Raw genomic sequence first — 13,867 nt, 5'->3', positions numbered from 1 at the left:
CGCTGCCGCGTCCACCGCAAGCCCGGCTCGCGAACATGACGACCACAAGATCGCCCCTCAAGGATGAGCCGGGATGGGCGACACATACGCCAATTCCGAATTTCGGTAAAGCGGAATATTTTTGTGAGAGCGGATTGACACGGGGGCGACACAGGCGCGGTCCCGTGGCCCGGATGAAGCGAAGCGACATCCGGGGTCTTGCCACAAGCGACAGCGGTCCCGGGTGTCGCTGCGCTCACCCGGGCTACCAGAGCTCACCGCTTCGTTCGCACCGGCGTTCCGTCCGCCATGAGTGTCACTCCCTTCCGTTCGACAATCATCCCGTAGGCGTGCGGCTGACGGTGAACGTCGAAATTGAAAGTGGTGCGCTTGTAGGAGTTGCAGAGATCGAGATCGCAACGGGCGAGCGCGATCTCGTCGCCCTTGGTCGTGCATCGCGCGATGATCTCGCCGGAGGGCGCGATGACGCAGCTACCGCCGATGTGGTCGACGCCCTCCTCAACACCGGCCTTGGCGACGCCCACCACGAAGGTGCCGTTCTGGTAGGCGCCAGCCTGCATCACCAGATGATTGTGAAACAGCGAGAGATCGTCATGCTCGGGCGCCGGCGGATTGTGCACTGGCGTGTTGTAGCCGATCATCACCATCTCGACGCCCTGCAGGCCCATCACCCGGTAGGTCTCGCTCCAGCGGCGGTCATTGCAGATCGCCATCCCCATCACGCCGCCAAAGGCCTCGGTCACGCCAAAGCCATCGCCTGGATCGAAATAGCGCTTTTCCAGATGCTGGAATTCGCGCCAGGGCTCATGCTCGGCATGCCCGGGCAGATGAACCTTGCGATATCTGGCGACGATGGCGCCACTCTTCTCGACCAGGATGGAGGTATTGTAGCGCCTCACAATTCCGGCCTCGACCGTCAGCTCGGCATAGCCAAGGTAAAATCCGATACCAGTTTCGCGCGCGAGATCGAACAAGGCTCTCGTCTCCGGCCCTGGCATCTCGCGCTCGAAGAAGCTGTCGATCTCCGTCTGATCCTCGAAATACCAGCGCGGAAAGAACGTGGTCAGCGCGAGCTCGGGATAGACGATCAGGTCGCAGCCGTTGGCGTGCGCCTGGCGCATCAGGGCCATCAGGCGCGCCACGACCGCGGTTCTGGTCTCGGTTCGCGCGATAGGGCCAAGCTGGCCGGCCGCGATCGTCACAAATCTCGTCACGAATCTTTCCCTCGTCCGCTTCCCGGGTCAGGTCGCGGCAGAGACTATCGCGCGATGCGCCGCGCGCACAGCCTCGCTGTCCGGCACGGTGCCCAACCTAGAGGCAGCCCGACCGTCATGTGGAAAGTACCGAGAACAGATAATCTCGCAAACCTCCGCTCGTGCTGCTCAGGCGATCGAGCATAGGCAGCTACACGCCTACCGGGGGGAAGATGCATCTCACGGAGCGCGACTTACCAACCCGCCGATGCAGGTTCGTTGAAGAACATCGTCTGATCGCGCGCCGCCATGCGCGAGGGCTGGCGTCGACGGTGCCTCTCCGCACTGCGCTTGTTCGGAACGGTCCGAGCTGCTTGCTTCGGCGTCGCATCAGGCTGCGCCACCATTGCAAAAGCTTGGCGGGGCTTCTCCTGCGTGGGAAGCGCGTCGGCGACGGCAGGTGCGGGAGTCGGCGGAACCGACTCGGCTTTGGACAGCGATATTTGCCGCACGCTGGTGTCCAGGACGATCTTCTCAGGCCAGGTTTGCGCGGAATGAACGCGCACAATCGACCGATCTGGCTCGGCCGGCGCGGCGGCGCTCACGGGGGCGGTCATGTACCGGTCGGCGAGGAAAAGGAGGGCGAGCAGAGCGCCGCCGGTGAAGACGAAATAGCGGATGAGCGGCATGGGTCCCTCGATCGCCTCGTTGTCGAGGCCCCTGCAGCAACGGGAAAGAGTGGCAATCGTTCCGGTGCGCTGTCGAGCAATCGTGGGAGACGCTCAGCCGCCCACTGGCATTCCGCTTGCTGCACGGGAGTCAAATCCCTCAGACCCGCAGTGGGTCTGTCTCATCGTGAGGCGATCATGCACCCGACGTCCCGTTTCGAAGCGACCATGCCGACACAGCTCCACGCATTGATCTCCGATCTGCGTTGGCGCTTGCAAATGATCGACGCCGACATTCTGGAGGAAGAACGGAAGGCCGGAATCTCCGATCCCCAAAACCTCGCCTACCCCATGCTAGCGCAGAACCTGCGGGCCCGGCGCGACAATATCCGGGTGAGCATCGCGATTCTCGAAAGCCGCCTCGAAAAGCGATCGACGGAGCGGCCGCGCGCGGCCTGATGCGGCGACGGCGATTGGCTCCCGTCGCACCCAGGTTAACGCGAAGGAACTCCCGTTGCCGATCTGCAACGGTTCCCGTCCGTCTGAAGCCGGACAAAAGAAACTCCCATTGCGGCCACGAACCCCTCTCACAACGCCGTGAGACGAGCAGGGGAACGACGATGCGTGCGCAAAGAGTCTGGGTGGTGAATGGGGCCGCCAGCGTCGAACAGTTGCAAACCAGATTGGACGATCTGAACAAGCGGCTCGGTCAACTCGAGACTCAGCACCCCGAGAGCTGGAAGGTCGAAGAGCTCAGATCGACTGCGCTCAGCCTGTCGCGCGAGATCGACGACATCCGCTGCGCCGAGGCGACGGCGGCGCTGAGCGAGCTCCTGCGGAAATAGCCGGCGTTCGCGATTCGCCCGTCGCGCAGGAACCAACGCCGCCTCCCCGCCATTGCCATGCCGAGCATGGAGCAAAATCATGACCAGGCACCTGACGCGGGCCGATCTCGCGCGCGGCGTGGCCGGCGCGGTATCCACGCTGGTCCTGTGCGCGACGATGGCATTCACCATCGCGCGCCACTTCGCTTTGTAAGGCATTTGGCGCTGTGAGGTATTTTCGATGACGTCCGACCCTGAGGAATCGGTCAGGCTGCAAGGCTACGGCGAGATGACCCTGCGTACGGCCGTCACGACGATGATGTTGCTTGCGCCGCGCGAGCGCGCGGATGCCGCCATCTTCCGCGTCCGCGACGGCGTCCGGCTTGCCTCAAGCGAGATTGCCGAACTCGCCTCCGAATGGGGCATCACGCCAACGCCGGAGATCAGGTCTCCGAACCTCGTCCCGGAGCAGCACTGGACCCACGTCGTTCGCGGCATGGTGCGTGAGGCGCCGCTGCCGGCGCTGATGATTGCGTTTATGGTCGGCGTGCTGGTGGCGAGGCGGTAGTCCTCTGACCTAGCTTGCAACGCCGAGTTATCGAAACAGGCAATGCCGAGCCATGCCACCGCGACAGACCGCCCTGTCCGGCCAAATCGGCCGTGGACCCGCCCTGAAAATCGTTGCAAGAAGACGCTCCCGGGCGCCGGCGGCTGGTCCGCCAAGCTTGGGAACGAGCCTCTAGAAAAACGTCGACTTTTGGAAGAATGGTCGGAGTGGCAGGATTCGAACCTGCGACCCCTGCGTCCCGAACGCAGTGCTCTACCGGGCTGAGCCACACTCCGACAAGAGGCCGGCTTATAGCGTCGGGTTTGGCGCACCGCAAGCGGCCGAGCTGAGGAATCTTATCCCTGTGAAAACGGGTCTTGAAACGCTGATTTTACCGGCCGGCGAGACCGGCGCGGAAGCTGCCGCCCGGACATTGGCAGCCGGCGGGCTGGTCGCGTTCCCGACCGAGACGGTCTACGGGCTCGGGGCGGACGCCGGAAATGCCAGTGCCATCGCCCATCTTTACGCCGCTAAGGGGCGGCCGGCCTTCAATCCGCTGATCGCGCATGTCGCCGACCTCGCGGCCGCGCGCAGGATCGGACGATTCGACGCCTGCGCCTTGCGCCTTGCGGAGGCGTTCTGGCCGGGGCCGCTGACGCTGGTGGTGCCGAAGACGGAAAACTGCCCGGTGGCCGAGCTTGCCACCGCGGGCCTCGACACGGTCGCGATCCGCATTCCGGCCCATCCGGTGGCGCAGGCGATCCTGCGCGCCTTTGGCGGGGCGGTGGTGGCGCCGTCCGCCAACATCTCCGGCCACGTCTCGCCGACGCTGGCGGCCCATGTCGAGAGCGACCTTGCGGGGCGGATCGACCTGATCGTCGACGGCGGGCCTGTTACGGTCGGCGTCGAATCGACGATCGTCGGCTGTTTTGCGGCGCCGATGCTGCTGCGGCCCGGCGGGCTGTCTCGCGAGCGGATCGAGGCCGTGCTTGGTGCAGCGCTGGCGCGACTGCCCGCGGAGACCGACAGCGAAGACAGCCAGCCGCTGGCGCCGGGCATGCTGGCCTCGCATTACGCGCCACACGCCCATGTGCGGCTCAATGCGCTGGACGTCGCGCCGGGCGAAGCGCTGCTGGCGTTCGGCCCGGCGCGCCTGCCTGGTCTGGAGGCCGCCGTCGCCGTCATGAATTTGTCGCCCACCGGCGATCTCGATGAAGCCGCCGCCAATCTGTTCGGCTATCTTCGCGCCCTCGATGCTAGGGGGCCGCGGGCGATCGCCGTGATGGCGATCCCCGAAGAGGATCTGGGCGAAGCGATCAACGACCGGCTGCGCCGGGCGGCTGTGGCGCGATAAGAGCGAAGCAAGAGACAAGACAATGAACATTAATCATCCCGCCACCCCTCCGCTTGCGCCCGAGCTGATCGAACAATTCCGCAAGATCGTCGGCGAGAGGCACGCCATCACCGATGTAGCCGACATCGAGGCCTACGTCACCGAAGAGCGCAATCTATTCCACGGCCGCTCGCCGCTGGTGCTGCGCCCGGGCTCGGCCGCGGAAGTCGCCGCAATCTGCAAGCTCGCCTCCGAGCACAAGATCGCGCTGGTGCCACAGGGCGGCAACACCGGGCTCGTCGGCGGCCAGACCCCGCACAATGGCGAGGTGGTGGTGTCGCTGCGCCGGCTCGACAAGATCCGCGAGATCGACACCGCCTCCAACACTATGACCTGCGAGGCCGGCGTCGTGCTGCAGATCGCGCAGCAGAAGGCCGCGGACGTGGACCGGCTGTTTCCGCTGTCGCTGGGGGCGGAGGGCAGCTGCACCATCGGCGGCAATCTCTCGACCAATGCCGGCGGCACGGCCGCGCTGGCCTATGGCGTCGCGCGCGAGATGGCGCTGGGGCTCGAGGTGGTGCTGGCGGACGGTCGCGTGCTCAACGTGCTGTCGAAGCTGAAGAAGGACAACACCGGCTACAATCTGCACAACCTGTTCATCGGCGCCGAAGGCACGCTCGGCATCATCACGGCGGCGACGCTGAAGCTGTTTCCGAAGCCGCGGTCGATCGAGACCGCCTTCGTCGGGCTGAAGTCGCCGGACGCCGCGCTGAAGCTGCTGGCGATCGCGCAAAGCGAGGCCGCCAATGCGCTGACGAGCTTCGAGCTGCTCTCGGAGATGGCGGTCGATTTCTCGATCCGCCACGGCATCGACGTGCGCGATCCGCTCGCGCAAAAGCATGCCTGGTACGTGCTGATGGAATTGTCGTCGCCCGGCGATGACGCCCGGACGCCGCTGGAAACGATCCTTGGCCGCGCCATGGAGGACGAGATCGTCGACGACGCGGTGATCGCGGCCAATCTGACCCAGCGCGCCGGCTTCTGGAAGCTGCGCGACGAAATGTCGTCAGCACAAAAGCCGGAGGGCGGCTCGATCAAGCACGACATCTCCGTGCCGGTGGCCACCGTGCCGGCCTTCATCGCCGAGGCCAATGAAGCCGTGGTGAAGCTGATTCCCGGCGCGCGGCCGGTGCCGTTCGGCCATCTCGGCGACGGCAATCTGCACTACAATGTCAGCCAGCCCATCGGCGCCAACACCGCGGACTATCTGGCGCGCTGGCACGAGATGAACGCGGTCGTGTTCGCCATCGTGCTGCGTATGGGCGGCTCGATCTCGGCGGAGCACGGCATCGGCGTGCTCAAGCGCGACGAGTTGCCCGACGTGAAGGACAAGACCGCAATTGAGTTGATGCGACAGCTCAAGGCGATGCTCGATCCGCTTGGAATCATGAACCCGGGAAAAGTGCTGTGAGTGCGCTCAAGATCGACGCGATCACCGAGGCCGATGTCGAGCCCGTGGTCGCGCTGTGGCAGCGCTGCGGGCTGACGCGGCCGTGGAACGATCCGCATGCCGACATCGCGCTGGCGCGACGGCGCGACAATTCCACCATCCTGCTCGGCCGCGACAACGGCGCCATCGTCGCCACCGTCATGGTGGGCCATGACGGCCATCGCGGCTGGGTCTATTACGTTGCGGTCGATCCGGATAGCCGGAAGCGTGGCTACGGCCGAGTGATCATGGCCGCGGCCGAAGACTGGCTGCGCGCGGCTGGAATTTTGAAGCTCCAGCTGCTGGTCCGGCGCGGCAATGAGCAGGCCAATGCGTTCTACCAGTCGCTGGGTTTCGAGGAATCGACCTCGGTGATGTTCCAGAAGTGGATCGACGGCCGCACCACAACGCCAAGCAACTGAGATCGAAGCATGACCATATCCGACCGCGTTCGCATCAAGGACGTCCGCGTGCTCTCGGACGGCTGGACCCCCCTCAAGACCACCACGTTCGAGTACCGGCGCGCCAATGGCGAATGGCAGACGCAGCACCGCGAGACCTATGAGCGCGACAACGCCGCCGCCGTGCTGCCCTACAACCGAGCGCGGCGCACGGTGATCCTGGTGAAGCAATTCCGCTTGCCGGCCTTCATCCGCGGTTACGACGATCTCCTGATCGAAGCCGCCGCCGGGGTGCTCGACGACGCCTCGCCCGAGGTGCGCATCCGCGCCGAGGCCGAGGAGGAAACCGGCTATCGCCTGCACCACGTCCACAAGGTGTTCGAAGCGTTTATGAGCCCCGGCGCCATCACCGAGAAGCTGCATTTCTTCGTCGCCGAGTACGAGCCGGAGATGCGGGTCAGCGACGGCGGCGGCCTCGAACACGAAGGCGAGGACATCGAGGTGCTGGAGCTCGGCATTGACGAGGCGCTGGCGATGATCGCGGACGGGCGTATCATCGACGCCAAGGCGATCATGCTGCTGCAGCATGTGGCGCTGCATGTGTTTCGGTAGGTTGTCTTCCTTCCTTCTCCCCTTGCAGGAGAAGGTGGCGCGAAGCGGCGGATGAGGGGTTTCTGTCCGCGCGCGCATCTCATGCAGTTGAGCACGCGAGAGACCCCTCACCCGTCTCGCCGCTTCGCGGCGAGCCACCCTCGCCCGCAAGGGGAGAGGGGAAAAAGCGGACCTGGCTCTATCAGTGCAATTCTGACCTGCATTGCCCCGCCCCCCGTTGAGCTCACCCCCGACTATCTCTAGTCTGTCGCCAACAAGAACCAGGAGACGCGCCCCATGTCCGCTTCGCGCGACGACGAATTCGGCTTTGCGCCCGACTATGACGCCCCCGTTCCCTATATGCAGCGCACGCGGGACTATTACGCCGCGATTGGCTACACCACGGCGTATCGCTGGGCTCACTACACCGAGGCGCCGTTCCAGCCGCTAAAGAAGCCGTTGTCGCAATCAAGCGTCACCATCATCACGACCGCCGCGCCATACGACCCCACCAAGGGCGACCAGGGACCGAGCGCGGCGTATAATGGCGGCGCGAAATTCTACCAGGTCTATGAGGGCGACACGGCGAAGCCCCACGACCTTCGCATCTCGCATATCGGCTACGACCGCAAGCACACCACGGCCACCGACAACGGCACCTGGTTTCCGCTGCCGCAACTCTTGAAGGCGAGCGCGGCGGAGCGCATCGGCGAGGTGGCGCCGCGCTTCTTCGGCGCGCCGACCAACCGCAGTCATCGCGTCACCCTCGACACCGACGCGCCGGAAATTCTGGCGCGCTGCCTTGCCGACAAGGTCGATGTCGCCGTGCTGGTGCCGAACTGTCCGGTCTGCCACCAGACCACGGCGCTGGTGGCCCGGCATCTCGAGGCGAACGGCATTCCGACCGTGATCATGGGCTGCGCCAAGGACATCATCGAGCACGCCGGCGTGCCGCGCTTCCTGTTCTCGGATTTCCCGCTCGGCAATTCCGCCGGCAAGCCGCACGACATCGCCTCGCAGGCGCAGACGCTCGAGCTGGCGCTCAGACTGCTGGAGACCGCGAGCGGCCCGCAGACCACGATGCAGTCGCCGCTGCGCTGGAGCGAGGACGCTTCCTGGAAGCTCGACTACAACAACGTCGCGCAGCTCTCAGCCGAAGAGCTGGCGCGCCGCCGTGCCGAATTTGACAAGCAGAAGGAGATCGCGCGCGGCAATCGCGCGGCCTGACGTCCTCCGACAACCAAAACAAACAGGGAGAGCGACGTGACGCGACCGTTCGAGGGCGTGAAGATCCTGGACTTCACGCAAGTGCTGGCCGGCCCCTATGCGAGCTACCAGCTCGCGCTGCTGGGCGCCGACGTCATCAAGGTCGAGCGGCGCGAGGGCGAGGACATGCGCCGCACGCCGCTGTCACGCGGATGGGCGGAGCGCGGGCTGGCGCCGGCGTTCCAGGCCATCAACGGCAACAAGCGCAGCCTGACGCTCGATCTGCAAAAGCCCGATGCGATCGCGATCGTGAAGAAGCTCGCCGCGCAAGTCGACGTCGTCATGGAGAATTTCCGCCCCGGCGTGATGGACAGGCTCGGCATCGGCTACGAGGCGCTGTCCGCGATCAATCCGAAGCTGATCTACTGCGCGGTGTCCGGCTTCGGCCAGACCGGTCCGGACCGGCTGCGCCCCGGCTATGACGGCAAGATGCAGGCGCTGTCCGGCATCATGGCGATCACGGGTCATCCCGAGACTGGGCCGACCCGCGCCGGCTTTGCGGTGTGCGACGTGCTGTCGGGCGCCACCGCTGCGTTCGGCGTGTCGAGCGCGCTTTACCAGCGCGACCGCACCGGCAAGGGCCAGCTCATCGACGTCTCCATGCTGGAGGCGACGATGGCGTTCCTGTCGGGGCAGATCGCGGACTGGTCGGTCGCGGGCCATCGCCAGCAGCTGTCGGGGAATCAGGCCGTCAGCCGCAGGACCACGGCGAATTTGTTTAGATGCGGCGACGGTCACATCCTGCTCGCCGTCAACAACGAGAAGCAATATCGCGCACTGATGTCTGCGCTCGGCCGCGAGGACGCGCTCAGCGATCCGCGCTTTGCCGACTGGTTTGCGCGCAACGAGAACGAGCCGGCGCTGCGCGCCATCATCGAAGAGGCGCTCGCGGCAAGGCCTGCGCGCGAATGGGAGACCATTCTGGAAGACGCCGGCGCGCCCTGCGCCAGCATCTGGAAAGTCGAGGAAGTCATCGACCATCCGCAGATCAAGGCGCGCGGCGCGATCCAGCAACTCGATACGCCCTACGGCCGGCTTCGTTTCGCCGGCAGCGGATTCAAGCTCGCGCATGGCGGCGGCAGGCTCGACCGGATGGCGCCGGAGCTCGGCGCGGATACGGATGCGGTGCTGGGCGAGCTGGGATTTGACGCAGCGGAGATCGCGGCACTACGGGCGCGGGAGATCGTGTAAGGGCGAAGCGCCTAAAACAACGACCCCTGCCCGTCATCGGCCGGCCCGGCCGCCGCTTTCCGCGCCACCTTCTTCTTCGGCGCCTCCGCCTCCATGTCCTCCGCGCTGATCGGCAGGAGTAACTGGTCGTCGTCATTGGCGACGCGGTTGACGCGGGTGGAGACCGGGTGCCAGGCGAATTCGCCGATGCGCGGGGCGGTCATCAGCGGCAACACCGCATCGAGGTCATCGCTGCGGCTGTCGAGCCAGCGCTCGAAATCGCGCGGGCTGATGGTGACGGGCACGCGATCATGCAGCGTGACGAGATCCTCGCTCGCCGCCGCCGTGACGATCGCGACCGTGTCGAGCTCCTCGCCGTTCGGCCCGACCCAGGTCTCGAACACCGCTGCAAAGCCGAGCGGCGCGCCGTCGGCGCGATGGATGAAGAAGGGCTGCTTGCGGCCACCCTCCGCCTTCCATTCGTAATAGCCGTCGGCCGGAATCAGGCCGCGGCGCCGGCGAATCGCGTTCTTGAAAGCGGGCTTCTCCAGCACCGTCTCGGAACGGGCATTGATCAGGAGCGAAAATCCCTTGGGATCCTTGACCCAACCCGGCAGCAAACCCCAGCGCATCAGGCGAAAATGGCGCGCGCCGTTCTCGCCCAGCACGACCGGAATCGGTTGTGTCGGGGCCACATTGAACCGGGGCGGGAAGTTCGGCTGCTCAATGTAGCCGAACAGTTGCCGCAAAGCCGCGGGGGCCGAAGTTATGACGAAGCGTCCACACATCCTTGAGGGCCTATATAGGGTCCGTTCAGGTCCTTTTAACCCCGAACGTTAACACTGCGGCAGATGAGCTCAACGGTCTCCCAGCCGGCGCGAATGCATGGACAGACGGGGCCCGAGGCTGCAGCCTGGGCCGAGCGGCTGCGCGTGGCCAACATCAACCCGCGGACCGGGCTTGCCACCGACTATCTCAACCATTTCAATGAAGCCGTGATGCTGCTGGAAATGGTCCCCGACATGCCGGAATGCGCGGAAGATTTTCTGACCTGGTCGCCGCTGTCCTATGCCGAGCATTTCACCGCCTCGAACTTCAAGGCCCGGGATCTGGCGATCGAGGCCTATGAAAAGGCCGACCCGAACGTGCGCGCCCAGTTCGACCACCTCACCGACACCATGACCTCGATCCTGACGGCGGTCGGCTCGGCCATGCGCGAGGTCGAGAAGGACACGACCCGCGTTCGCCTCGCCGAGCAGGCCGCCCACTGGGTCAAGCCGCTGATCGCGGCCTGCGGCGGCATCATCAATGGCGGCGCGGAAGCCGACGTCGACAACATCATGGCGAACTGAGCCCGAGCAGGTGAAGTCATGGCTGCGATCGTTCAGCCCACCCGTCCCCAGATCGCGGTCAGTGCCGCGATTTTTCGTGACGGCAAGGTGCTTCTGACCCGTCGCGCACGCTCGCCGGCAAAGGGGTTCTATTCGCTGCCGGGCGGCCGGGTCGAGTTCGGCGAATCGCTGCACCAGGCGCTGGCGCGCGAGATCGACGAGGAGACCGGGCTAGATATCGAAATCATTGGCCTCGCGGGCTGGCGCGAAGTGCTGCCGGCCGCGGCCGGCGCCGGCCACTACCTGATCATGTCCTTTGCCGCCCGCTGGGTGGCCCGGGAGCCGGTTCTCAACGACGAGCTCGACGACTACCGCTGGATCGCCCCAAAGGCCCTGGCGAGCCTTGGCGACCTCAAGCTGACCGGCGGGCTGGAAGAGGTCATCCAGTCCGCTCACCGGCTGATGGGCCCCTGACGGCCCCGCCTTGCGTCTATCGCCCCGAGGAGGCATACACCCGGCCGATGTCAACGCGATTTCTGGCCATTTTTGCCCTGATTCTCGCCTGCGCCTCGGTGCCCACGAGGGCTCAGGACGGGGCAGCGCCGTTTGACGGCGATTTGCAGCGACTGGCGGAGATCCTCGGCGGGCTGCACTATCTGCGCGGCATCTGCGGGTCCAACGAGGGCAACAAATGGCGCAGCGAGATGCAGGCGCTGATCGATGCCGAAACCCCCGCCGGCGAACGCCGCACCCGCATGATCGCCGGCTTCAACCGCGGCTATAACGGTTTTCAGCAGACCTACCGGAGCTGCACGCCGGCCGCGACGGTGGCGATCCGCCGCTATATCGAGGAAGGCGCCAAGATCTCGCGCGATCTCACGGCGCGTTACGCGAACTGAGACAGCGGCGGGAACCCTGTCATCGACTTTGTACACAGCCGTTAACCGTTCCTAAAGATGTGGCCTAGCGGGCGTTAACGTGCGTGCTACACCTCTCGCACAGCGCATCGCCGTGGATTGCGCCCCAGCCCCGACGAGTTTCATGAGCCATCCAGTGTCCTACGCTCCCGCACGCGCGCCGCTGCCCGATCACGAGCAGAAGCAGGCCGCACTGAGTTATCTCAACGAGGCCTGGGCCGAAGCGCGCCATGATGGCGTCGACGGCGACTGCCTGGCGCAGGCGAGCCTGTTTGCGGCCCTTGCCGAGCTCGTCGGCACCTATGGCGAGGACGCGGTGGCGAAGTTCGTCGAAGGCTTTCCCGGCCGCATCCGCAACGGCGAATTCTCGGTCGACATTTCCAGACAGTAAGTCTTTCTCCAGGCAGTAAGCCTTGCCGAAAATGACCCCGCCACGTAGGCGGGGCCAGCTTCGGTCGGGAATACGCTCCGAGCCCGTTACGGCTCGATCTTGAGCGTCGCTTTCATGTTGGGATGAAAGCGACAGTAATAATCGATCGTGCCCGCCTTCTTCAGAACCAACGTCCCTGATTTTTTCGCCGGCAGGTTGACGTCGAAATCGCCGTTCCTGGCTGTCGCGGTGTGGACGAAGACGTCCTTGTTGATCCATTCAATGGTGTCGCCGACCTTGGCCGAAGCGTCTTTCGGCGACACTTCGAGATTCTCCATCGTGATCTCGATGGTCGCAGCGTGCGCCGGGACGGCCACCGCCACGAGCAGGACCGCTGTCGCGATCGCGGACAATCGTCCCAGCATCATCGCCTCCCTATTTCAGCTCCGCCGCGACGTGCTCGGCGTGCTGCTGATGGCCCTGGAAGATTTTCAGGCCGGTCTGCAGCAGGCTCTTCAGTTCGGCATTGCTGGCGGACGGAATGAGCTGGGTTTCCAGCGCGCCGTTGACCGTCTTGTGGTAGGCGACCTCGTTCGCGACATAGGCCTTGTCGAAGGCCGCACCGCTCAGCTTGTCCAGTTCGGCGAGCTTCTCGCTCGCCTGCTTTGACAGCGCTTTGCTGGTGTCGTTGTCTTCAGGCGTGACGTTCAGCTTCTTGACCAGCGCGAGCGCCTGCTTGTTGACGGCCTCGTGGTCGCGCAGCATGTCCTCGGCAAACGCCTTCACGTCCTTATTCTTGGCTTTCTTCTGCGCCTGCTTGGCTGCGTTGATGTCGATCACGCCCGCGGTGTAGGCGATATGGGCGATCTGCGGATCGGTCAGCTTGTCGGCTGCTCTGGCGCCTTGCAGCAGCGCGGGGCTCGACAACAAAATTGCAGCGGCGATCGCCGTGGTCCAACGAACGAACATGGTTTGACACTCCTGTGGTGCCGGACGTTTTGCCGGCGCGTTGCTTCACAGGCGTTGGATGGAATTCTCGCGCAAACGTTCCCGAAAAATTCAGCCGCCGATGCCAAGCCGCTTCAGCACTGACACGGTCAGCCGCTCGCAGCGCCACCCGGCGAACGGGAACGCATCCATCACCACCGGACCGATCTCCTTTTCGACGTTCTCGCGCAGCATGGTCCGCGCACGGTGCAGCCGCGTCTTCACGGTCTCGGGCTTGACGCCGAGCAGCTCGGCGGTCTCCTCGATGTTCATCCCTTCCATGACGCGGGCGACGAAGACCATGCGGAAGACATCCGGTAATTCATCGATGGCGCGCTCGACGACGCGCTGGATTTCACGTTGGGCCATGGTCCTTTCCGGATCGCCTGGGGGAGAAGCGGGAAATTTGATGATCTGCGCCTCGAGCGTCGCTTCGGGCACCGAGCCGAGCTCGACCTGCGGCCTGGCGCTTCGCGCCCGGCCAAGTGCCTCGTTGATGGCGATGCGCGACAGCCACGTCGACAGTCCGGATTCGCCGCGGAATCCGTCGAGATGGGTGAAAGCGCGGACATAGGTTTCCTGAACGACATCCTCGGCTTCGCTGTCGCTGCGCAGAATTCCGCGCGCCAGACGATAGAGCCTGCGGTTGTTGGCCTGCATGATCTCGCGCAGCGCGGCCTCGTCACGGCCCCGCGCCCGCTCGACCAGTTCGGCTTCCAATGTCCTGATTTCTGAAGTCTTGGCGCCGGCGGACAGGCCGGCTGCGATCCGTGGCATGGC

19 protein-coding genes and 1 tRNA gene are annotated in these 13,867 nt (G+C 65.0%); 13 read left to right on the top strand and 7 right to left on the bottom strand.

Translation table 11 applies throughout. The features are described 5' to 3' along the window. Positions 1 to 254 precede the first annotated feature (254 nt). Positions 255 to 1,214: an N-carbamoyl-D-amino-acid hydrolase gene (locus AC0L3B_RS20975; RefSeq protein WP_085352581.1), complete on the bottom strand. Its 960-nt coding sequence runs from the start codon at positions 1,212 to 1,214 to the stop codon at positions 255 to 257. A 233-nt stretch (positions 1,215 to 1,447) separates the two neighbouring features. Then, a complete protein-coding gene (locus AC0L3B_RS20970) occupies positions 1,448 to 1,882 on the bottom strand; it encodes a hypothetical protein (RefSeq protein WP_247298945.1) in 435 nt (144 codons plus the stop codon). A gap of 258 nt (positions 1,883 to 2,140) precedes the next feature. On the opposite strand from AC0L3B_RS20970, the gene AC0L3B_RS20965 reads away from it, so the two are divergent. The 3 genes from AC0L3B_RS20965 to AC0L3B_RS20955 all read left to right on the top strand — a co-directional run bounded on the left by AC0L3B_RS20965 (position 2,141) and on the right by AC0L3B_RS20955 (position 3,253). Next, positions 2,141 to 2,320, top strand: coding sequence for a hypothetical protein (locus AC0L3B_RS20965; RefSeq protein WP_371258555.1), 180 nt, complete (start codon positions 2,141 to 2,143; stop codon positions 2,318 to 2,320). Positions 2,321 to 2,481: 161 nt separating this feature from the next. Beyond that, on the top strand, positions 2,482 to 2,706 hold the full coding sequence (locus tag AC0L3B_RS20960) for a hypothetical protein (protein ID WP_026233665.1): 225 nt from the start codon (positions 2,482 to 2,484) through the stop codon (positions 2,704 to 2,706). A 220-nt stretch (positions 2,707 to 2,926) separates the two neighbouring features. After that, positions 2,927 to 3,253: a hypothetical protein gene (locus AC0L3B_RS20955; protein WP_085352582.1), complete on the top strand. Its 327-nt coding sequence runs from the start codon at positions 2,927 to 2,929 to the stop codon at positions 3,251 to 3,253. Between the two features lie 198 nt (positions 3,254 to 3,451). On the opposite strand, the gene AC0L3B_RS20950 is transcribed toward AC0L3B_RS20955, so the two are convergent. Continuing rightward, positions 3,452 to 3,528, bottom strand: a tRNA-Pro gene (locus AC0L3B_RS20950). Positions 3,529 to 3,596: 68 nt separating this feature from the next. Here AC0L3B_RS20950 and AC0L3B_RS20945 point away from each other — a divergent pair. The 6 genes from AC0L3B_RS20945 (at position 3,597) to AC0L3B_RS20920 (ending at position 9,503) form a co-directional block, all read left to right on the top strand. Further along, complete coding sequence (locus AC0L3B_RS20945) at positions 3,597 to 4,586, top strand: L-threonylcarbamoyladenylate synthase (protein ID WP_204513870.1); 990 nt, start codon at positions 3,597 to 3,599, stop codon at positions 4,584 to 4,586. A 22-nt stretch (positions 4,587 to 4,608) separates the two neighbouring features. Next, positions 4,609 to 6,036, top strand: coding sequence for an FAD-binding oxidoreductase (locus AC0L3B_RS20940; protein WP_204513869.1), 1,428 nt, complete (start codon positions 4,609 to 4,611; stop codon positions 6,034 to 6,036). Further along, a complete protein-coding gene (locus AC0L3B_RS20935) occupies positions 6,033 to 6,476 on the top strand; it encodes a GNAT family acetyltransferase (RefSeq protein WP_247298947.1) in 444 nt (147 codons plus the stop codon). The genes AC0L3B_RS20940 and AC0L3B_RS20935 overlap by 4 nt, the downstream gene beginning before the upstream one ends. Before the next feature lie 9 nt (positions 6,477 to 6,485). Next, positions 6,486 to 7,067: an NUDIX hydrolase gene (locus AC0L3B_RS20930; RefSeq protein WP_085352586.1), complete on the top strand. Its 582-nt coding sequence runs from the start codon at positions 6,486 to 6,488 to the stop codon at positions 7,065 to 7,067. Positions 7,068 to 7,343: 276 nt separating this feature from the next. Further along, positions 7,344 to 8,273 (top strand): glycine reductase, encoded by a 930-nt coding sequence (locus tag AC0L3B_RS20925; RefSeq protein ID WP_204513867.1) that lies wholly within the window; start codon positions 7,344 to 7,346, stop codon positions 8,271 to 8,273. A gap of 36 nt (positions 8,274 to 8,309) precedes the next feature. Beyond that, positions 8,310 to 9,503 (top strand): CaiB/BaiF CoA transferase family protein, encoded by a 1,194-nt coding sequence (locus tag AC0L3B_RS20920; RefSeq protein ID WP_204513866.1) that lies wholly within the window; start codon positions 8,310 to 8,312, stop codon positions 9,501 to 9,503. 11 nt (positions 9,504 to 9,514) lie between these two features. Here AC0L3B_RS20920 and AC0L3B_RS20915 read toward each other — a convergent pair whose 3' ends face one another. Then, positions 9,515 to 10,270 carry an SOS response-associated peptidase gene (locus AC0L3B_RS20915; protein ID WP_204513865.1) on the bottom strand — a complete coding sequence of 252 codons (756 nt, stop codon included), beginning with the start codon at positions 10,268 to 10,270 and terminating at the stop codon, positions 9,515 to 9,517. 63 nt (positions 10,271 to 10,333) lie between these two features. Here AC0L3B_RS20915 and AC0L3B_RS20910 point away from each other — a divergent pair, with 63 nt between their 5' ends. The 4 genes from AC0L3B_RS20910 (at position 10,334) to AC0L3B_RS20895 (ending at position 12,121) form a co-directional block, all read left to right on the top strand. Then, a complete protein-coding gene (locus AC0L3B_RS20910) occupies positions 10,334 to 10,834 on the top strand; it encodes a hypothetical protein (RefSeq protein WP_085352590.1) in 501 nt (166 codons plus the stop codon). Positions 10,835 to 10,852: 18 nt separating this feature from the next. Next, a complete protein-coding gene (locus tag AC0L3B_RS20905) occupies positions 10,853 to 11,287 on the top strand; it encodes an NUDIX hydrolase (RefSeq protein WP_085352591.1) in 435 nt (144 codons plus the stop codon). A 47-nt stretch (positions 11,288 to 11,334) separates the two neighbouring features. Next, complete coding sequence (locus AC0L3B_RS20900) at positions 11,335 to 11,712, top strand: TIGR02301 family protein (protein WP_007607220.1); 378 nt, start codon at positions 11,335 to 11,337, stop codon at positions 11,710 to 11,712. A 142-nt stretch (positions 11,713 to 11,854) separates the two neighbouring features. After that, on the top strand, positions 11,855 to 12,121 hold the full coding sequence (locus tag AC0L3B_RS20895; protein ID WP_007594892.1) for a hypothetical protein: 267 nt from the start codon (positions 11,855 to 11,857) through the stop codon (positions 12,119 to 12,121). An 86-nt stretch (positions 12,122 to 12,207) separates the two neighbouring features. Here AC0L3B_RS20895 and AC0L3B_RS20890 read toward each other — a convergent pair whose 3' ends face one another. The 3 genes from AC0L3B_RS20890 to AC0L3B_RS20880 form a co-directional block, all read right to left on the bottom strand. Then, positions 12,208 to 12,525, bottom strand: a complete 318-nt coding sequence (locus AC0L3B_RS20890) for a cupredoxin domain-containing protein (protein ID WP_018458822.1) — start codon at positions 12,523 to 12,525, stop codon at positions 12,208 to 12,210. Between the two features lie 10 nt (positions 12,526 to 12,535). Further along, the gene (locus tag AC0L3B_RS20885) at positions 12,536 to 13,069 is read right to left on the bottom strand and encodes a DUF4142 domain-containing protein (RefSeq protein ID WP_085352592.1); all 534 of its coding nucleotides are present in this window, start codon (positions 13,067 to 13,069) and stop codon (positions 12,536 to 12,538) included. A 90-nt stretch (positions 13,070 to 13,159) separates the two neighbouring features. Continuing rightward, positions 13,160 to 13,864 (bottom strand): RNA polymerase sigma factor, encoded by a 705-nt coding sequence (locus AC0L3B_RS20880; RefSeq protein ID WP_247338386.1) that lies wholly within the window; start codon positions 13,862 to 13,864, stop codon positions 13,160 to 13,162. Positions 13,865 to 13,867 lie beyond the last annotated feature (3 nt).

This window comes from Bradyrhizobium sp. Kon56, from assembly GCF_055807635.1.
Note: the sequence above shows the minus strand (reverse complement) of the source record. Positions and strands in the feature narration are given on the sequence as shown.